General features: G+C 69.3%; 20 protein-coding genes. 10 read left to right on the top strand and 10 right to left on the bottom strand.

The window, feature by feature from the left end; genetic code table 11:
* Positions 1-81 precede the first annotated feature (81 nt).
* Positions 82-1,716, top strand: coding sequence for a long-chain fatty acid--CoA ligase (locus AC2YHB_RS10700; RefSeq protein WP_487353847.1), 1,635 nt, complete (start codon positions 82-84; stop codon positions 1,714-1,716).
* Between the two features lie 77 nt (positions 1,717-1,793).
* Here the strand turns inward: AC2YHB_RS10700 and AC2YHB_RS10695 are convergent, their stop codons facing one another.
* Positions 1,794-3,254, bottom strand: a complete 1,461-nt coding sequence (locus AC2YHB_RS10695) for an APC family permease (protein ID WP_487353846.1) — start codon at positions 3,252-3,254, stop codon at positions 1,794-1,796.
* 255 nt (positions 3,255-3,509) lie between these two features.
* Here AC2YHB_RS10695 and AC2YHB_RS10690 point away from each other — a divergent pair, with 255 nt between their 5' ends.
* The 3 genes from AC2YHB_RS10690 to AC2YHB_RS10680 are packed head-to-tail and all read left to right on the top strand — an operon-like array spanning position 3,510 to position 6,556.
* Positions 3,510-4,271: an SDR family NAD(P)-dependent oxidoreductase gene (locus AC2YHB_RS10690; protein WP_487353845.1), complete on the top strand. Its 762-nt coding sequence runs from the start codon at positions 3,510-3,512 to the stop codon at positions 4,269-4,271.
* A 54-nt stretch (positions 4,272-4,325) separates the two neighbouring features.
* Positions 4,326-5,513: an acyl-CoA dehydrogenase family protein gene (locus AC2YHB_RS10685; RefSeq protein WP_487353844.1), complete on the top strand. Its 1,188-nt coding sequence runs from the start codon at positions 4,326-4,328 to the stop codon at positions 5,511-5,513.
* Complete coding sequence (locus AC2YHB_RS10680; protein WP_487353843.1) at positions 5,510-6,556, top strand: phosphotransferase family protein; 1,047 nt, start codon at positions 5,510-5,512, stop codon at positions 6,554-6,556. The genes AC2YHB_RS10685 and AC2YHB_RS10680 overlap by 4 nt, the downstream gene beginning before the upstream one ends.
* 810 nt (positions 6,557-7,366) lie before the next feature.
* On the opposite strand, the gene AC2YHB_RS10675 is transcribed toward AC2YHB_RS10680, so the two are convergent.
* Together AC2YHB_RS10675 and AC2YHB_RS10670 are read right to left on the bottom strand one after the other, a co-directional pair.
* The gene (locus AC2YHB_RS10675) at positions 7,367-7,870 is read right to left on the bottom strand and encodes a DUF5994 family protein (RefSeq protein ID WP_036544808.1); all 504 of its coding nucleotides are present in this window, start codon (positions 7,868-7,870) and stop codon (positions 7,367-7,369) included.
* Complete coding sequence (locus AC2YHB_RS10670) at positions 7,867-8,916, bottom strand: acyl-CoA desaturase (protein WP_179651820.1); 1,050 nt, start codon at positions 8,914-8,916, stop codon at positions 7,867-7,869. Before AC2YHB_RS10670 ends, AC2YHB_RS10675 begins: the two co-directional genes overlap by 4 nt.
* Before the next feature lie 100 nt (positions 8,917-9,016).
* On the opposite strand from AC2YHB_RS10670, the gene AC2YHB_RS10665 reads away from it, so the two are divergent.
* Both AC2YHB_RS10665 and AC2YHB_RS10660 read left to right on the top strand, forming a co-directional pair.
* Positions 9,017-9,745, top strand: coding sequence for an ANTAR domain-containing protein (locus AC2YHB_RS10665; RefSeq protein ID WP_036544804.1), 729 nt, complete (start codon positions 9,017-9,019; stop codon positions 9,743-9,745).
* 50 nt (positions 9,746-9,795) lie between these two features.
* Entirely contained in the window at positions 9,796-10,518 is a 723-nt protein-coding gene (locus AC2YHB_RS10660; protein WP_179651826.1) for a GAF and ANTAR domain-containing protein, read from the top strand.
* Between the two features lie 155 nt (positions 10,519-10,673).
* Here AC2YHB_RS10660 and AC2YHB_RS10655 read toward each other — a convergent pair whose 3' ends face one another.
* Entirely contained in the window at positions 10,674-10,919 is a 246-nt protein-coding gene (locus AC2YHB_RS10655) for a hypothetical protein (RefSeq protein ID WP_179651827.1), read from the bottom strand.
* Between the two features lie 4 nt (positions 10,920-10,923).
* Positions 10,924-11,466 (bottom strand): DUF5994 family protein, encoded by a 543-nt coding sequence (locus AC2YHB_RS10650; protein WP_179651829.1) that lies wholly within the window; start codon positions 11,464-11,466, stop codon positions 10,924-10,926.
* A 519-nt stretch (positions 11,467-11,985) separates the two neighbouring features.
* On the opposite strand from AC2YHB_RS10650, the gene AC2YHB_RS10645 reads away from it, so the two are divergent.
* Both AC2YHB_RS10645 and AC2YHB_RS10640 read left to right on the top strand, forming a co-directional pair.
* Entirely contained in the window at positions 11,986-12,627 is a 642-nt protein-coding gene (locus AC2YHB_RS10645; RefSeq protein ID WP_179651831.1) for a LuxR C-terminal-related transcriptional regulator, read from the top strand.
* Between the two features lie 148 nt (positions 12,628-12,775).
* Positions 12,776-13,138, top strand: a complete 363-nt coding sequence (locus tag AC2YHB_RS10640) for a lipopolysaccharide assembly protein LapA domain-containing protein (protein ID WP_218864786.1) — start codon at positions 12,776-12,778, stop codon at positions 13,136-13,138.
* A 65-nt stretch (positions 13,139-13,203) separates the two neighbouring features.
* Here the strand turns inward: AC2YHB_RS10640 and AC2YHB_RS10635 are convergent, their stop codons facing one another.
* Positions 13,204-13,737 carry a DUF5994 family protein gene (locus tag AC2YHB_RS10635; protein WP_257026981.1) on the bottom strand — a complete coding sequence of 178 codons (534 nt, stop codon included), beginning with the start codon at positions 13,735-13,737 and terminating at the stop codon, positions 13,204-13,206.
* Between the two features lie 898 nt (positions 13,738-14,635).
* Between AC2YHB_RS10635 and AC2YHB_RS10630 the strand changes: the two genes are divergently transcribed.
* Both AC2YHB_RS10630 and AC2YHB_RS10625 read left to right on the top strand, forming a co-directional pair.
* Entirely contained in the window at positions 14,636-14,899 is a 264-nt protein-coding gene (locus AC2YHB_RS10630) for a hypothetical protein (RefSeq protein WP_036544797.1), read from the top strand.
* A gap of 58 nt (positions 14,900-14,957) precedes the next feature.
* Positions 14,958-15,833, top strand: coding sequence for an alpha/beta fold hydrolase (locus AC2YHB_RS10625; RefSeq protein WP_487353842.1), 876 nt, complete (start codon positions 14,958-14,960; stop codon positions 15,831-15,833).
* Here AC2YHB_RS10625 and AC2YHB_RS10620 read toward each other — a convergent pair.
* The 4 genes from AC2YHB_RS10620 to AC2YHB_RS10605 all read right to left on the bottom strand — a co-directional run bounded on the left by AC2YHB_RS10620 (position 15,830) and on the right by AC2YHB_RS10605 (position 18,614).
* Entirely contained in the window at positions 15,830-16,321 is a 492-nt protein-coding gene (locus AC2YHB_RS10620) for a CinA family protein (protein WP_179647276.1), read from the bottom strand. The two genes, AC2YHB_RS10625 and AC2YHB_RS10620, sit on opposite strands and share 4 nt — an antisense overlap.
* A gap of 3 nt (positions 16,322-16,324) precedes the next feature.
* Positions 16,325-17,152, bottom strand: coding sequence for an NAD(+) synthase (nadE, locus tag AC2YHB_RS10615; protein ID WP_308645424.1), 828 nt, complete (start codon positions 17,150-17,152; stop codon positions 16,325-16,327).
* 93 nt (positions 17,153-17,245) lie between these two features.
* Positions 17,246-17,752, bottom strand: a complete 507-nt coding sequence (locus AC2YHB_RS10610; RefSeq protein WP_179647277.1) for a nitroreductase family deazaflavin-dependent oxidoreductase — start codon at positions 17,750-17,752, stop codon at positions 17,246-17,248.
* A gap of 10 nt (positions 17,753-17,762) precedes the next feature.
* Entirely contained in the window at positions 17,763-18,614 is an 852-nt protein-coding gene (locus AC2YHB_RS10605) for a DICT sensory domain-containing protein (RefSeq protein WP_179647278.1), read from the bottom strand.
* Between the last annotated feature and the right edge of the window lie 47 nt (positions 18,615-18,661).

The raw sequence follows: 18,661 nt of genomic DNA, 5'->3' as shown, positions 1-18,661 counted from the left end.
CATCATTACAGTCAGATGACTTGATCGTTTGATCACTATGACGCGAGCGGCGGCCGTTCGTCAATGACAGGAGAGCCAGCGATGTTGAGCACGATGCAGGACGAGCCCTTCTCGCTCGGCCGACTCTTGCGTTACGCCGGGGAGGCACACACCGCCTCGACCGTGACCACCTGGACCGGCGAGACAACGCGGAGCCGCACGTACCCCGAGCTCGCGGCACGGGCCGCCCAGCTCGCCGGAGCCCTCACGAAGCTGGGCGTCGGCCCCTTCGACCGTGTCGCGACCTTCATGTGGAACAACAGCGAGCACCTCGAGGTCTACAGCGCGGTCCCCGCCATGGGCGCAGTGCTGCACGCGCTCAACATCCGGCTCTTCCCCGAGCAGCTGGTCTTCATCGCCAACCACGCCGAGGACCGCGTCGTCGTCGTGGACGGGTCGCTCGTGGAGACCTTCGCGAAGCTCCTGCCGGACATGCGCAGCGTGCGGCACGTCGTGGTGGTCAACGGCGACGACGCACTGGACGCGCCCGCCTCCGTCGCCGTCCACTCCTACGAGGACCTGATCGCCGGCGAACAGACGACCTTCGACTACCCCGTGCTCGACGAGCGCTCGGCTGCGGCCATGTGCTACACCTCCGGCACCACCGGCGACCCCAAGGGCGTGGTCTACTCCCACCGGTCGCTCTACCTGCACGCGATGCACGTGACGACGCCCAGCGCCATGAGCCTGTCGGCGCGCGACCGGTGCCTCGCCGTCGTCCCCATGTTCCACGTCAACGCCTGGAGCCTGCCCTACGCCGCCCTCGTCTCCGGCGCCTCGCTGCTCATGCCCGACCGGTTCCTGCAGCCCGAGCCGCTGCTGGCGTTCATGGCGGCCGCCCGGCCCACCACTGCCGCCGCCGTCCCGACCGTCTGGACCGGCGTCCTGGCTCGCCTCGAGCAGCACCCCCAGGACCTCAGCCACCTGCGCGAGGTCGTGGTGGGCGGCTCCGCCGTGCCACCTGCGCTGATGAAGGCGTTCGAGGAGCAGCACGGCGTGCGGATCCTGCACGGCTGGGGCATGACCGAGACATCGTCGCTCGGCGCCGTCGCGCACCCGCCCGCCTGGGCGTCGGAAGACGAGGCGTGGCCCTACCGCGTGAGCCAGGGTCTGTTCCCGCCGCTGGTCGAGCACCGGCTGGTCGACGACGACGGCAACGTGCTGCCCCAGGACGGCGAGGCGCTCGGCGAGCTCGAGGTGCGCGGCCCGTGGATCACCGGGTCCTACTACTCCCCCACCGGCGAGGCCACCGGGAGCGACGCGTTCCACGACGGCTGGCTGCGCACCGGGGACGTCGGCCGGATCACCCCTGACGGCTACCTCACCCTGGCCGACCGCGCCAAGGACGTCATCAAGTCAGGCGGCGAGTGGATCTCCTCGGTCGACCTCGAGAACGGTGTCATGTCGCACCCGGCCGTGGCCGAGGCCGCGGTCTTCGGCGTACCCGACGACAAGTGGGACGAGCGCCCGTGCGTCGCCGTCGTGCTCCGCGAGGGGACTGTCGCGGACGCCGAGGAGCTGCGCATCCACCTCGCCGGCTCCTGCGCGAAGTGGCAGCTGCCCGAGCGGTGGGCGTTCATCGCCGAGGTGCCCAAGACGAGCGTCGGGAAGTTCGACAAGAAGACGCTCCGCCGGCAGTACGCCGCAGGCGAGCTCGAGGTGGTCCGGGCTGGCTGACCTCGTCGCACCCGCAGAACGACACCGCCGGTGGCCGACGAGATGTCGGCCACCGGCGGTGAGCGTTCCAGCAGGTGCTACCTGCGACCGATGCGCTGGTGGATGTCGGGCCGGGCGCGACGCAGGGCGAGCGCGTAGAGGACGCCTGCCCCGACTGCCCCGGCGAGCACCACGTAGGTGATCGTCACTGCCCCGCTGCCGGGGATCAGCAGCTCGATGTTGTCCGTCGCCAGCCACAACGTCACCGCGAGCCCGACGAGGGCCAGCACGGGAGCGATCACACGGTGCCAGACCGTGGTGTCGGAGGGACGCGTCCGCCGCATGAAGACCAGGACGGCGACCGTGGTCAGGACGAAGAGGATCTGGAGCGCGTAACCGAAGATGCCCCACAGCTGCGCGTAGAGGACCGACGGGTCGGCTTTGAGCAGCACGCTGACGAGGAAACCGATGACCACGACGGCGCTGGCGAAGATCGACGCCTGGTGCGGCGAGCCGTGCCGCTGGTGGACGGCACCCAAGCGGCGGGGCAGGATCCGGTCGACGCCGAGGTTGAACAGGTAGCGCGAAAGCACACCGTGGATCGCGATGAGCGAGGCGAACCCGCTCGTGATCACCAGCACCGAGACCAGGTGTACGCCGGCGCTGCCGAGGTAGGTCTGGAAGGTCGTCGTGACGCTCCCGGTCGGGTCGGTGGCCGCCAGCGTCACGGCGTTGGCCGAGCCGTACGCCTGGATGATCACCCACGTGGAGACGGCGTACCCGACGCCGATGATCGCGATGAAGCCGTACGCCGCTCTCGGGATGGTGCGCGCCGGGTCGCGGACCTCGTCACGGAAGACCGCTGTCACCTCGAAGCCGCTGAAGCTGAGCGCGGCGAACAAGAGGCCGATACCGATGCTCCCAGACGTGATGTTATCCGGAGAGAACGAGGACCCCGACAGACCGCTCGCACCGCCGCGCGCGAGGACCACCGCCTCGTAGACCAGGATCAGCACCGACTCACAGCACATGAAGAACGTCAGGAAGCGTGCCGACAGCTCGATGTTGAAGTAGCCGAAGATGCCGATCACGACCTGGCAGGCAGCCGCCCAGACCCACCAGGCCACGTCCGGGCCGCCGAGCGTGTCGGTCACGAAGCTGCCGACGAGGACGCCGGCGAGCGCGTAGCCCCCGAGCAGCAGCAGGTAGTAGGTCATGACCGCTAGGAAGGACGCGCCCAGACCGGCCTCGCGACCCAGTCCGAGCGCGATGTAGGAGTAGAAGCCTCCCGGATTGTCGATGTGGCGCGACATCTTGAGGAAGCCGCTGGCGAACAGCGCGATGACCACGCCTGCCCCCAGATAGCTGACGGGGGCGCCCAGCCCGTTGCCGTAGCCGATGGTCAGCGGCAGGAATGCGACCACCGCTACCAGCGGGGCGTTGTAGGCGAGAATGCCGAAGAGGAGCTGGAAAGCGTTCAGGTCGCCGCGCAGCTTGTGGTCCTCCACCTCCGGTGGCGCCATGGCGCCAGTGTCTCGGGTGCTGTCGATGCTTGTCATGCGTCTTCCTTGTTTCTCGGCGAAGGTCGCAGGAACGACGCGACCGGTCGATGTGATGCGCACCACGCTAAGCCCGTCATGGTCATTTGATCAAGTAGTCTGATCAAGTCATCTGTAACTTCCTTGTTGCGTGAGGGTGCCCGCCTTGATCAGAAAAGTCCTCGACCGGCTCCTGGGTCCTCGCTGCCCGATCTGCGAGGGGCACACCAGCGACGTCGTGCGCCACGTCACGACGCGCCACCACGGCGTCGTCGGATGAGCATCCTCGACTCGTTCCGCCTCGAGGGCCGGGTCGCCGTCATCAGCGGTGCATCGTCAGGGCTCGGCGTGGACTTCGCCGTCGCGCTCGCAGAGGCCGGCGCCGACGTCGTGCTCGCCGCACGCCGCGCCGACGGACTGTCCCGGACCGCAACCCAGGTCCGCGAGATCGGCAGGGACGCCCTCGCGGTCCAGGCCGACGTGAGCAGCCCGGGCGACTGCCGCCGGGTCGTCGACGCCGCGATGGAGCGGTTCGGCCGGGTCGACGTACTGGTCAACAACGCCGGCGTCGGCACCGCCGTCCCGGCGCTCAAGGAGACGCCCGAGCAGTTCCGCCAGGTCATCGACGTGAACCTGATGGGCTCCTACTGGCTGGCTCAGGCGGCGGCCGCGGTCATGCGGCCCGGCAGCAGCATCATCAACCTGGCGAGCGTCCTCGGCATCACCACCGCCGGGCTTCCGCAGGCCGCCTACAGCGCCAGCAAGGCCGCCGTCATGGGGCTCACCCGTGACCTTGCCCAGCAGTGGGCTGGCCGCAAGGGCATCCGCGTCAATGCCATCGCGCCGGGATACGTCGCCTCCGAGATGACCGCGGTGTACGACGAGGAGCAGCTCGCCGCCCTGCGCCGGCGAACCTTCGTCGACCGCCTCGGCACGCCCCGTGAGATCTCCACCGCGCTCCTGTGGCTGGCGTCCGACGCCGGCTCCTACGTCTGCGGACAGACCGTCGTGGTGGACGGCGGCTTCACCCTCACCTGAACCGCCGTGCCAGGCCCTTGCCCGCTTGACCACCCCTTCGAAAGCAGGATCCCGATGCCCACCACCGACAGACTCCGCGACATCTCCGACATCGTCGCCCGCACCCGCGAGTTCGTCAGGGAGCGCGTGCTGCCGCTGGACGACCACCACGACGGCGACCTCGAGGCCGCCGGTGGCGACGCCATCCGGACAGAGCTCCAGACGGCCGCCCGCGCGGCAGGCGTCTTCGCGCCGCATGCGCCCACCGAGCTCGGTGGTCTCGGATTGGGGATGGTGGACCGCGCACCGGTCTTCGAAGAGGCCGGCTACTCGCTCTTCGGCCCGCTGGCCTTGAACATCGCGGCACCCGACGAGGGCAACATCCACCTGCTCGACCACCTCGCGGTGGGCGACCAACGCGAACGCTTCCTCGGCCCGCTCGCGCGCGGCGAGGTCCGCTCCGCGTTCGCGATGACCGAGCCGTCACCCGGCGCCGGCTCCGACCCGAGCGCACTCACGACCAAGGCGACCAAGGTGGAGGGCGGCTGGCTGATCGAGGGACGCAAGTGGTTCATCACCGGCGCCGACGGAGCGTCATTCTTCATCGTGATGGCGCGCAGCGGCGGCGAGGTCGGCGACGCTGACGGCGCAACCATGTTCCTGCTGCCCGCCACCACCGAGGGCGTCACTGTGGTGCGACACCTGGCCAGCCTGGACAAGTCGATGATCGGCGGCCACTGCGAGGTGACGTTCGTCGACGCCTTCGTCCCTGATCGCGACGTCCTCGGCGAGGTCGGTCGCGGCTTCGCGGGAGCGCAGATCCGGCTCGGGCCCGCGCGCATGACACACGTGATGCGCTGGCTCGGCGCCGCCCGCCGCGCCCACGAGGTCGCGGTGACCCATGTCGCGGGCCGCGAGGCTTTCGGCGGTCGGCTCTCCGAGATGGGCATGATGCAGCAGATGATCGCTGACAACGAGATCGACCTCGCGGCCACACGGGCCCTGCTCATGGAGGCCTGTCGGGTCCTCGACGACGGTGGCCGCGGCTCGCGCGAGACCTCGATCGCGAAGACCTTCGCGGGCGAGGCCCTGCACCGGGTCGCCGACCGCGCGGTTCAGATGTGCGGCGGTCTGGGCACCACCCACGAGCTGCCCGTCGCCAAGATCGCCCGCGAGATCCGGCCCTTCCGGATCTACGACGGCGCCTCTGAGGTCCACCGCTGGGCGGTCGCGCGCCGGGCGGTGCGGGAGATCGCTGGATGAGCAGCGACGAGTCCGTCCTCACGAGCGACGAGCTCTCCGGCATCGCCGCGGTCATGGCCGAGGCCGGCACGCAGGTCCGCGGCGAGCTGCGCGGCCACCTTCTGACCGGCGGACGATCGAACCTGACCTTCCGGCTCGACGACGACAGCAGCGCCTGGATCATGCGGACCCCGCCGCGCGCAGGCCGCACGCCGTCCGCGCACGACGTGGCACGCGAGTTTCGCGTGACCAAGGCGCTGGGTGCCAGCGAGGTACCGGTGCCGCCCGCCGTCGCGCTGCACGAGGACGAGGCCCTCCTCGGCGGCCCGTTCGCAATCAGTGGCTTCGTCGAGGGGCGCACTGTGCAGACCAGGGACGAGCTCGCCGAGCTCGACGACCGGCAGGTCGCCACTGCCATCACCGCGCTGGCCGCTGCGCTCGCCGCGCTCCACCGCGTCGATCACTTTGCTGTCGGCCTCGAAGGCTTCGGCCGCCCCGGCGCATACGCAGAACGACAGCTGCGCCGCTGGAGCAGTCAGTGGGAGCTGATCGGCTACGCCTTCGCCCCCGGGGTCGCCAGTCTCGCGACCGCCCTCAGGTCACGCCTGGCGGACCGGCTTCCCCGGCAGCAGGCGACCGGAATCGTGCACGGCGACTACCGCATCGACAACACCTTGCTCTGCATCCCCGGCCACGCCGACCTGCCCGTCGAGGTCACCGCGATCGTCGACTGGGAGCTCTGCACGATCGGCGATCCCGTCGCCGACGTGGCGAACATGTGCGTCTACCGCGACCCGGTCTTCGACCTCATCATCGGCGCCCCGGGCGCATGGACCAGCGACCGGATCCCCTCGGTGGAGGAACTCGCGAACGCCTACGAGCAGGCGGACGGTGTCGCGCTGACCGACTTCAACCAACACCTCGCCCTCGCATACTTCAAGCTCGCCGTGATCGCCACCGGAATCGACCACCGGTACCGCGCGGGTGCCACCCATGGCAGCGGCTTCGACACCGCCGGCCAAGCCGTCCCACTCCTGTTGGAGCGCGGCCTGGAGCGCCTGTGAACGCATCGCGCCGGCGCCGCACCCTATCGCCGCGATCTGTGCCCCAGCTGGTGTCGACCGACCTAGAAAGTGGCCGACTTCTAGACCAATCTAGGTCAAGTCCTGGCTCCAAGCCCTCCGGCAAGACCGGGTAGCCTGTTACAAGCCCGGTACAAGCGGCCGGGAAATCTCGACGTTTGCGCAGGTCAGCATGGGTCAGTCAGTCACTACTACGACATTTAGGTCGCAAATTGATCGAATTACTCATATTCGGTCAACGATGGCCCCGGACTCTCCGGGGCCATCGCCATCTCGAGGAGCAGGTCACCGAGACGGCGCCGACTGGACCGCCGTCGCTCCGGCTCCCCTGTTCGCCGCGGCCACGACGAACGGTGTCGCGTCCTCACGGCCACCTGGGTCTGGGCCGCGAAACCTAGATCACCACGACCCGCATCGATGGCGGCACTCAGGTTGCCGAGCGCCGCGGAGAAGACCCGTGGAGCCCGGGACGAGGAACATCCCGACGAGCCCTGCGTTTCAGGACGCTCGCGATCCTCACGTCCTGGGACACCCAGACCGACGTGGGAGTGAGCAGGGCGAGGATCACCGCCATGCCGGCCCAAGCCGCCTCCGCCCGGAGTGCAGGACAGCGGCCTGCTGGGTGCCGATCTGCTCGGGACAACCAAGGAGACGCGGCGCGTATACGCCGGCAAGATCCTCCACCGGGCCGCGTTCGAGCGTGTTCGCCCGAAGGGGTAGCTCGTGCCGCGTTCGAGTCGGTGCCAAGGGCGACGTTGCGTCAGTCCTCGCCTCGGCGCACCCAGGCCCCGGTCACGTCGCTTGAGGGCGGGTGCCGCCGTCGTTCTCCCATGTCGCTTCTTCAGACTCCGCTCCCTTGTTGGGGGGACCGGCGCTCGCGGCGACGAGCAGGTCGGCAGCCGAGAGGATGTTGCGTTCGTCGGTGGCCGCGTCCATCAGGGTCCGTGCGGTCGCGGTGTGCGTGCTGCTGGGGATCACGAGCAGTTCGAGTCGCTCGCGCGAGGAAAGAATGACGGTCACCAGGTGGGTGTCGTCCTCGGGGAACGAGCCGACCTTGACGAAACCGCGCTGAGCCTTGATCCGGCGGGTGGACGGTCGGTCGGGCTCTGTGTCCCAGTCGGGCGGGGAGAACAGCAGGCGCGCCGGGCGGCCGATGTTGCTCGGGAAGTTGTCGATCAGGTCGGCCCCCTCGGCCTGGAGGTCGCGCGACTGGGGCCACCAGGCACCGTCGAGACGCCGGGTCGATGAGCTGGGGTTGATCGAGATTCTGAGCGGAGCCCGGTCGTTGGTGGTCATGGCGTTGCCTTCTTTCGTGGTGCTGACGGTCCACGTACGGCGAGCCCGACCTGGTGGAGGTGCCCCAGCGCCAGTCGGTACGACGCGAGCAGGGTCGTCTCGGCATAGGCGATCCCTCGCTCCTGGCAGTGCTGGCGCACGACCGGCCGGGCGAGCCTCAGGTTGGGGCGAGGCATGTTGGGGAACAGGTGGTGTTCGATCTGCAGGTTGAGGCCGCCGAGTGCCAGGTCGATGAACGGGCCGCCGCGGATGTTGCGCGAACAGATCACCTGGCGCAGCAGCGGGTCCGCAGCTTCCTCCGCCGTGGGCACCGGCATTCCCTTGTGAGACGGGGCGAACGAGCAGCCGAGGTAGACGCCGAGCACCGCCTGGTGGACGACCACGAACACGATCGCCTGGAGCCAGGTCAGGGCGCTGACCACGAGCGCCAGGTAGAGCACAAGGTGGACGAACAGCAACAGGCCCTCGGCCGATCGGTGCGCTATGCCGGGGCGCAGCAGCGCGCGCACGCCCTCGGCCCGCAGGTTGAACCCCTCGAGCGTGAGCAACGGGAAGAACAGGGCGGCCTGGTGCCGGGTCATCCAGGCTGGCCCACCGCGGCGTTCGCCAGCCTGGTCCGCGCCGAAGACGAACACGCCGGCGGCGACGTCCGGATCTGACTCCAGGTCGTTGGGGTGCGCATGGTGCGCGTCGTGCTTGGCAGTCCACCATCCGTAGCTGAGGCCGTTGAGCAGGTTGCCGAGGGTCAGGCACAGCGCTGTGGTGAGCCTGCGGCTGCGGACGATCTGGCGATGGGCGGCGTCGTGGGAGAGGAAGGCGATCTGCGCCGACACGACACCGAACACGGGCGCGAGCAGGAGAGCCCACCACGAGTCGCGCAGCAGGAAGAGGACCAGCACCAGGACGGCGAGCGCCGCCAGGGCGAGGGCGCCGAGTCGGGCGTAGAAGGCAGGTCTAGGGTGGAGGAGTCCTCGTCGCCGTATCTCCCGCACCAACTCGCCGTAGTCGCTGCGGAGCACCGCGCCTCGAGGATCACTGGTCGACATGACTACTCCCGGATGTCGCAGATCGCGCCGCCGGGGTCCGAGGTGGCCTTATTCGTCGAGGCTACCCCTGCATTCCTAACGGCAAAGGGGTGAGCACGACGTGACGACGACGACGCAGATCCTCGCGGCCATCGGAGCGCGGCACCGCGACGGAAAGCCATTGACCGACCAGCTGTGCATCGACTGCGAACAGTCACTCGGGCTGGCCGGTGTGGGGATGACTCTCATGAACGCGGCCGGTCATCAGGCGGTCATTGGTACGTCGGGCGCCGTCGCCTCTCGTCTTGAGGAGATCCAGTTCGATCTTGGCGAGGGCCCGAGCCTCGACGCCTCGCGCTACGACCGCACGGTCGGCAGCGACGACCTCGGTGACGGAGTGCTGCTGCGCTGGCCGGCTTTCGCCCCGGCCGCGCTGGCTGCTGGGGTCAGAGCCGTCACCGCGGTCCCGCTCAGCGTCGGCGGGGTCCGGCTCGGCAGCCTGAGCATGTACCGCTCCGCCCCCGGCCGACTCGACGTACAGCAGCAGACGGCCGCACAGGCCTACGGGGGCGCTGCCGTCGTCGTGCTCCTCCATCTGCAGGACCGGATCCCGTCCGTAGATCTCACCCGCGACGCCCTGCACCCCGACCTCGGTGCTCCGGTGGCCCACCGCGCCGAGATCCACCAAGCGACGGGCTTCCTCTCCGTCAAAGCGTCGGTCGGCATGACCGAGGCACTGCTTCTCCTGCGCGCCCACGCCTTCGCCGCAGACCGCTCACTGCTCGACGTTGCCCGCGACGTCCTCGCGGGACGGCTGCGCATCCACCCAGAGGAGAGCGAAGATGATTGACACAGACACGGCCCGCCAGGCCCTGGTCCGCGACAGTGGAGGCGAAGACCATGACAAGTGAGCAAAGGCTGGCGCAGGTCTTCGTCGAGCTCGCCGACACCCTCGTCGACGAGTTCGACACGCTCGACTTCCTCTCCACCCTGACCGAGCGGAGCGTCGAGTTGCTCAATGCCGATGCCGCCGGCGTGATCCTGGCCGACGCCCGCGGCGTCCTGCACGTGGTGGCCTCCACGAGCGACCGGGCCCAGCTCCTCGAGCTCCTCGAACTGCAAAACGACGAGGGCCCGTGTCTCGACTGCTTCCAGAGCGCGCGTCCGGTCGTCAACGTGGGCGGCGGCGAGTCCCGGGAGCGGTGGCCGCGGTTCAGCACAGCCCTCGCCGAGGTCGGCTTCGCGTCAGCCCACGCGATCCCCCTGCGCCTACGCGACTCCGTGGTCGGTGCGATGAACCTGTTCTGCGCGGCCGACTCCCACCTGAGCGAGGACGACGTCGCCATGGGCCAAGCGCTCGCTGACATCGCGACCATCGGGCTCCTCCAGGAGCGCGCCGTCCGCCAGTCCGGGCTGATCGCCGAGCAACTCCAGACCGCACTCGACAACAGGGTCCTGATCGAGCAGGCCAAGGGAGTGCTCATGGCAAGCGCCGAGATCGACGTCGACCAAGCATTCCGGTTGATGCGCGACTACAGCCGCCGCAACAACCACCCGGTCAAGGACGTCGCCCGCCAGGTCGTGACCCGCACCCTGAGCGTGGAGCACCTACGCCGCTCCTGACGCGGCGCGAACCTGATCGAAACAGCAACCATCTGAGACAGCTCATCGGGGTGCAGCTCGTCAAAAAGCGGTTCTCTCCGCCCGCAACGTCGCGGCTCATCACCGCATCCAGCGTCGATACCGGATCACTACGCCCGGCACCGCTTGATCCCACCTCACGCGTACTGCCCAGTCGAGCTCCTCGTCTCCTCGGCCGCCGTGTCGAGGACGACGGCCGCCGCGACCCGGGCCCACGACACCACCAGAGTTGCTTCGTTGTCCGAGCCAGGATCGAGGACATTCAGCACTCCGGTCGTCTCGTTGCCGACCTGGGAGATCTGCGACCGGACGTCGTCCTCCATGCCCACGGCGATCCTCCACCGCTGGGTCCAGCCGCTCCCGTAAAGCATCAGGTAGGACACGGCGCTACCCTCCTGACCTTGCTGGGTGGAATGACGGTGCCACGGCGTGGGGCCCCCACCATGTCGTGCCGTTGTCGGTCCAACGATCAGCAGGATCGACATCGGGATGTTCTGTGACAAGGTCAAGAATGTCCGCAGCGCAATGCTTGTCTCCGTGCGTCGACGCGGCCAGCAGAGCTTCCGCGCCCTGGTCATCAGTGAAGTCGGGCGGGACCACGAGCAGGTAGAACACGGCTCGCTCTGCTGTCTTGAGCCTCACGACGTGATCGTCGGCTTGGGGAAGCCAACCCACCTTCACATAACCATCGGCGACAGCGACACGCGGCGGTGCCACGGCCCAATCCGGGCGCGACACCGAGGCCCACCCCACCTTGCCTAACCGCGCCGGGAAGTGGTCGACCAGATCGGCCAACTCGACCACCAGGTCGTGGCTACGAGGCCACCATCCGCCATCCACACGGTCGCGTCCGGGGTGGTCCACCATCCGGAGTCGCAACGAACCACGCGCGGGCGAGGAAGCATGGACGGGATTGTTCGACGTCGTCATGACGTCCGCCTCTCGGGCTGCTCCACGCCGGTAGGTTCCGGAACTGGGCAGTCACCACCACTCTACGCCTGACTGACCAACCGCGCGGTGGAGCGGACAGAGCCCAGACTGGCAGGCCGCGCCTCCTGCTCGGGAGTGCCCGTCGGGTAGATACTCCTCACCGTCCCTGAGAGCGATGGCATGACCCAGTTCCGCACCCCCCGGACAGACCCTGCCTTGAACCCGACGCTCCGCGAGCTCCTAGCGCACGGTGAACTGAGGTGATATGAAGGTCGATACAGACCCGCCTGGACCCCGCGAGTTTCTTCGTGTTGGAACGCCAGGGGGAATCACATGTCCGAGCTTTCGGGGCCAACGCCGACGACAACTGGTCGATCCCCACAACCAGAACGCGTTCCGCCCCATCACGCTTTGCGACACGGCGCGACGACCGCGGACGCAGTGCGGCACGGCCACAACCGGCGACCTGTGCGGATCACCGTCATCGACCCTCACGTTCTCTTCGCTCACTCTCTCGCGATGGCACTGGACCCCGAGGGCTTCATCGTCACGGTGATCGACCCTGGTGAGCAGCACGCGTCGCTGGCCACCGTGCTGGCCGCCGCACTACGTAGCGCTGGACGGCTCGTACTACTCGAGCATCGCCTGGGGCCGGTGGGCGACGGACTCCGACTCGTCGCCCCACTGGCTGCATCCGGGGCGACAGTGGTGCTCCTGACCGACACCACCGACCGGGCCCGATGGGGGGCTGCGATACACTTGGGCGCGAAGGACGTCCTGCACAAGACGTGCTCACTGGAGGAACTGGCGGATACGGCCCGACGAGTCCGTGACGGCCTGCCTCTGATGAGCCGAGAACAGCGCGCGACCTTGATCGAGACAGCACGCGCCGACGGGGACGAGTCGCGGGCCACACGAGTCCGACTCGACCGGCTGACCCTACGCGAGATGGAGATCCTCGGCGCACTGATGAACGGCGAACCGGTCCAAGAGATCGCCCGCACGAACGTCGTCGCCGTGGCAACGGTGCGGAGCCAGGTCAAGTCGATCCTGACCAAACTCGAGCTGCAATCACAGATCGCAGCCGTCGGCGCCGCTCACCGAGCAGCCTGGCGCCCACCCAGCTCGCCCCGGAACCCACCGCGGGTGTCGCCGGCATGACCACCTGGCTATGGATCCTGGGAGCTCTCCTGTGGGCCGCGATCATCGCCACCGCCTGGATCTCGATCGCCAGCGCATGAACCGGGCGAACCGAGCGACCAGGTGACCTGGTGAACCGAATGAGGAAGCCCCTAGGACTGGACCGACCTTGACCACCGGACCCATGCCACCGAGCAGCGACCGGACCCCACCCACCAGGAACCCTACGCACCCCGAGCCCCGGCCGGCGGCCAGGCCACGGCGGCTCCGCACCACCCGCCTCAGCGCTGCCTGGGTCGCCGTTGGCATCGCGCTCGTACTTCTCCTACTGCTGATCATCTTCATGCTCCAGAACTCGACGAACGTCGACGTTCGGTTCCTTGGCACCGACGGGCAGATCCCTCTCGGGCTCGCCATGCTGATCGCAGCCGTCGGCGGAGGCGCCGTAGTGGCTGTCGTCGGGATCGGTCGCATCACCCAGCTGCGTCTCAAGCTCCGCCGAAACAGACGCGACAAGGTGGAGCGCGACTGAACGTGGCATTCGCAAGTCTCCCGGCAAACGGCTACCGTGCCACCGGAGATCGGGACCTGCCGAGGCTAGGAGAGATCACGCTCCCCAGCGCCGCCGTCGTCTTCCCACACACCCACCTCGAAGGGCACAACGCCGCCGAAGTGGCTACGCGCCGTCTCGAGGAGAACACTTGCCGAACTCACGTTCCGCTCGTCAGCGGCTCGACGCATCAGATCCTCAGCGACATCGATCTCCGTCCCGCTGGGAATCACGAGCAGATGAAGGCGCTCCCCCGAGGACGTCACGACGATCAGCAGATGCGTATCGTCGGTCGGAAAGGCGCCAACTGGGACGGTGCCATGGCTCGCCGTGATCACGCGCTCCGAAGCACCCTCCGCGACGGCGTCCCAGTCCGGTCGGGAGAAGAGCAGTCGGGAAGGCAGACCGACCAAGCCGGGGAGGTGGTCGACCAAGTCAGCACACTCGATCTGGAGGTCTCGCGACTGGGGCCACCACGCGCCGTCGAGCGGACCCGACGGAAACCCATTGTCGAGCAGGATCCGCAATGGAACCCTCGCAGTCGGCCGGAACGCCGGCTCGGATGGATCAGATGCAATCATCACGCCCTCCCGGTCCAGGGAGACTCTGCCTATCCCGGCCAGGCCCCGGACTCCACCACGTTACTCCGCTCCATCCCGGATCGCACACGCGTGGACGATCTCCCAAACGTGATGTTGGCCGGTGGAATCATTGCGGCAGAACGAAGGCCCGGCGAGTCCCAGCGGAGTTTACGTAGACCGCATGGTGCGAGGGTGGAGCGTCTGGCCTTTGAGCCGAAGGGCTGGCTCCTCAACTACCTGCGAGCCTTTGATCTTGGTGTCGTCGGGCACGACGGTGCGCAGCCAGCCAGCAGTTCTTCGCTTAGTTGGGCTCGCGGCTGCGATTCGGCGTCGCCTTCGCCGGCAGTCTATGCGGGACGACGACCAGGTCGTGGACTCCCGCACGACAGGTCAACCCGACCTCATGAACATGCGTCGCATCCTTCTCGTCGCGATCGCGGCCTTGGAACCGTCGCATTCGGCACCTTGGGCCTCTTCGACGCACCGCCGGGGTCAGTCGCGTACGCAGCCATTGCGAGCACAATGACGCTGTTGAGCATCGCGCTTCTTTGAGTGCCCGTCGGGACCATCCGCGAGACACGAACCCCCGTTAACGTGCCGTGCTGCGGTTCAGCGTTGTCGCTGAACCGATCTCGACTACGACTAGCCAGTCAGGTTCGCGCAGTTCGAGATCACGGTCATGAACGGGACCCGCGAGGTCTACGAGCTCCAGCCTGCCGAGCTCACCACGGCGGAAGGGCTGCTCGGGCACCCGGTCCGGCAGGTCCTCGCCCACTACTGACGCCCCGTGGGCCAGTAGTGGGACGACCCTTTGGTCCGGCCACCCATTCGGCGTACCGTGGTGGTTCAGTCAACCCGGCTCCCTGGCACCGAACCGGTCTAACCCGGAAGGTGATCCATGAGCGAGCGTCTCGAGGTCCACGTCCCCATCAGGCTCGCGATCGAGCACTCCGACGTCGCCGAGGTGCGTGCTGGCGCCTTCGCCACCAAGACCGAGGCCGAGAAGGTCCTCGACTACTGGCGCGCCGTCGGCCACACCAGCCCGATGGGGATCCGTACCCTCCCCGTCTGGGGTACGGCGGACGAGTGGATCGCCGCGGGCGCGATCGCTGCCAGTGGCGAGCCGTCGCCGGAGCCGGCGCCGCCGGCCGCCGTCGGCTGAGGAACCACCCGCTGGGCACCACCCACGTGATCACGACGCACACGTGGGAGGTTGCTGGATGTTCGAGGGCTTCACCGTCGAGGACGTCGACGTGGGCGATGCGCGGCTGCACGTCCGGCACGGCGGGTGCGGCGACCCGGTGGTCCTGCTGCACGGCCATCCGCGGACCGGCTCGACGTGGCATGCCGTCGCCCCGGCCCTCGTGGAGGCCGGCTTCCGGGTCGTCGTACCGGACCTGCGGGGGTACGGACGCTCCCGCGGGCCGGCGCCGACGGCGGACCACAGCGCTCACTCGAAGAGCGCGGTCGCTGGAGACGTGGCGCGGTTGATGACCCACCTGGGCCACGACGAGTTCGCCGTCGTCGGGCACGACCGCGGCAGCTACGTCGCGCTGCGCCTCGGCCTGGACCAGCCGGACCGGGTTGAGCGGGTCGTGCTGATCGACTGCATCCCGATCAGCGAACACCTGCGCCGCGCCGATGCTCGGTTCGCGACCGCGTGGTGGCACTGGTTCTTCTTCGCCCAGCCCGACATCCCCGAGCGGGTCATCAACGCCGACCCCGACAGCTGGTACCGCGGCGACCCTGACGTCATGGGCGCGGAGAACCACGCCGAGTGGCGCACAGCCGTGCGCGACCCGGACGTCGTCCGGGCCATGCTGGAGGACTACCGCGCCGGGCTGACGATCGACCGCGAGCACGAGGAGGCGGACCGGGCCGCGGGCCGGCGGCTGGCCATGCCGCTGCTGGTGCTCTGGTCGCTCCGTGACGACCTCGAGGACCTGTACGGCGACCCGCTGGCGATCTGGCGTGACTGGGCCACGACCGTGTCCGGCCACGGGATCGACTCCGGCCACCACCTCGCCGAGGAGGCCCCCGACGAGCTCGTCGCAGCGCTTGCTCCCTTCCTCGGGAGCGGCGGCGAACGCCGCTAGTCCCCCGGCGCCCGCCTCAGGTCAGCCAGCAGCTGGGCGACGGCGGCCGCGGTCGTCTGGTCCAGCACCGACGGCGGATCGCCGTCGAACCGGTACAGCTCGACCCGGGTCCGGCCGTCCACGAGGCTCGCGATGAAGACCGTGCCGGCCGGCTCGCCCTCCTCCTCGCCGGGACCGCCGACGCCGGTGACGGCGACAGTTGCATCGGCGGCGAGCAGCTTGGCGACGCCCTGCGCCATCTCCTCGGCACAGGACGCGGTGATCACCGGTCCCTCCGTGACGCCCAGGACGTCGTACTTCACCCGGCTCATGTACGACGCCACGCCACCGGCGAACCACGACGCGGCGCCCTCACCCCGCGCCAGCGCGCTCGCGATCGCGCCCGCCGTGAGCGACTCCGCGCAGGCGACGGCGAGGGACCGCTCGGCGGCGATGGAGGCGATCTCGGCAACGGTGTCGCTGACCGCCTCGGCGACCTTGTCGACCACGGCTCAGGGCCCCGGCGGCAGCTGCCGCTTGTGGGAGGTACGACGGTAGGCGTCCTCGATCACGCGCCGCGCCCGTTCGCCGACGTCGTCACCGGTCAGGTAGGCGTCGATCTCGGCGTAGGTGACGCCGTAGGCGACCTCGTCCGGCAGGGCCGGCCGCAGCTCCTCGAGGTCGGCCGTCGGCACTTTCTCGACGAGGTGGTCCGGCGCGCCGAGCTCGCGCCCGATGGCCACCACGCGCGACTTCGTCAGGCCGAGCAACGGGCCGACGTCGAAGGCGCCGTCGCCGTGCTTGGTGAAGAAGCCCATCACGGCCTCGGCCGCGTGGTCGGTGCCGACCACCAGTGCACCGAGGCGACCGGCGACGGCGTACTGCGCCGTCATCCGCAGGCGTGCCTTGGTGTTGCCCTTCACGAAGTCCGCCTTCTCTGCGGCCAGGGTGTCATCGGTCGTCGCGGCGTGCAGCGCGTCGACGGCCGGCTTGATGTCGACCGTCACGGTCGACGTGGGCTCGATGAAGGCGACCGCCGCAGTCGCGTCGGCCTCGTCGCCCTGCACCCCGTAGGGAAGGCGCATGGCCGTGAACGACCGCCCCGCCCGTTGGCAGGCGAGGCTCGCGAGCCGACCGGCGACCGTGGAGTCGACTCCCCCGCTGATCCCCAGGACGTAGCCGGACGCGCCGGCCCGCTCCAGGTAGTCGGCCAGGAAGGCGACCCGGCGCTCGGTCTCCGCGGCCGCGTCGAACTCGTCGGCGACGCCCAGCTCAGCCCGGATGGTCGCCTGGTCGATGGGCTCCCGCACGGGGGCGTCCTTGTCCGCCACATCGGTCACGTCGGGCCTCCTCGCGATACGTCCTGGCGTCCCGGATCCGGGGCGCCGAACGTGGAGTACCCCGCCGGGGCGATGGCAACGCGAGGCGTCGGCTCAGTCGGCGGCGACCAGCTCGAAGACCTTGATCTGCCGGTCGGTCCGCTGCTCGTAGCGGGCGAAGTTCGGCCACGTCGCGAGCATGGTCTGCCAGGCCTCGGCGCGCTCGGCGCCCTCGAGGCGGCGGGCGACGAGCTCGAACGTCTCGGCGCGGAAGCGGGCGGTGACGGAGGGGTTGGCCTCGATGTTCTTGACCCACAACGGCTCCTTGGGACCGCCGAAGTAGGAGCCCGCGATGAGGATCCGGTGCCCGTCCGGGACGCACAGGAGCGGGTTGCTGCGCGGCAGGCCGCTCTTGCGGCCGACCGTCGTCAGCATCAGGTTGGGCAGGCCGGCGACGTCGAGGATCGTGACGCGGCCGCGGGTGGCGCCCTGCAGGGCCTTGTCGGTGCGCACGATCGCCGGCAGCAGGCGCGGCATCCAGGAGATCGCGCCGATGCGGACGGCGAGCGGCTGGAGCGGGCCGGGGCGGCGCGTCTCGAACTCGGTGGGTACGACGGACATCGGGTCCTCCTCAGGTGAGCCGGTCGACGTACGCGACGACACGGTTGAACAGGGCGGTCACGGGGGCGGTGGCCGCAGGACGGGCGGTCGGTGCGCCGGCGAGCTCGGCGACCAGGTCCGTCGCGCCGAGGACGCCGGCCTCGGCAGCGACCGCGGCCGCGACGCGGGCGGCATCGCGCACGGCGACCGGGTCGACGGTCCACACGGCCTCGAAGACCCGCTGGCGGTCGGGCACGTCGGCCTGCCCGGGGAGCTCCCACGCCGACAGGCAGGCGGTGGAGTCGGGGGCGTCGCAGACGACGGCCCACTCCCGGCGCAGGGGCGCGTCCTCGGACAGTGGCGAGCGGGCCGGGCCCGCGGCGTCGGAGGCCGTGCCGTTCCAGCGGTCCGCGAACACGATGGCGGCCCGGGCGGTGCGGGCGAGCTCGGTCCAGCGCGCCGCGGAGGAGTCGTAGAAGTCGCCCCGCTGGAAGGCGCCGAAGAGGACGGGGCGGTCGGCGACCGCGCAGCACTCGTCCTCCAGGGCCCACGACAGCGCGATCAGGGTGGACTTCCTCAGCCGGTGGGTGACGAGGGTGGGGTGCTTGCGGCGCAGCTCGGCGAAGATCGATGGCGAGGTCGGTGCGGTGGCCGCCGACGCCTCGGCGATCGCGACCTCGAGCCGGACGCCGGCCTCCTTGCGGCGCAGGACCTGCTGCACGCGGGCGACGTCGTCCTCGGTGTAGCGGCGGTGGCCCGAGGACAACCGCTGCGGCACCGGGAAGTTGTGCCGGGTCTCCCACATGCGCAGCACGGCCGGGCTCAGCCCGGTGCGCTCCCCCAGGTCGCCGATCGTCAGCGGCGCGCCCTTGCCCTCGTCCATGTGCACACTCTAACCTCAACAGAGCGTTTAGGAAATCTGTTGAGGTT

This window comes from Nocardioides sp. SRI_004 (assembly GCF_057586415.1).
Note: the sequence above shows the minus strand (reverse complement) of the source record. Positions and strands in the feature narration are given on the sequence as shown.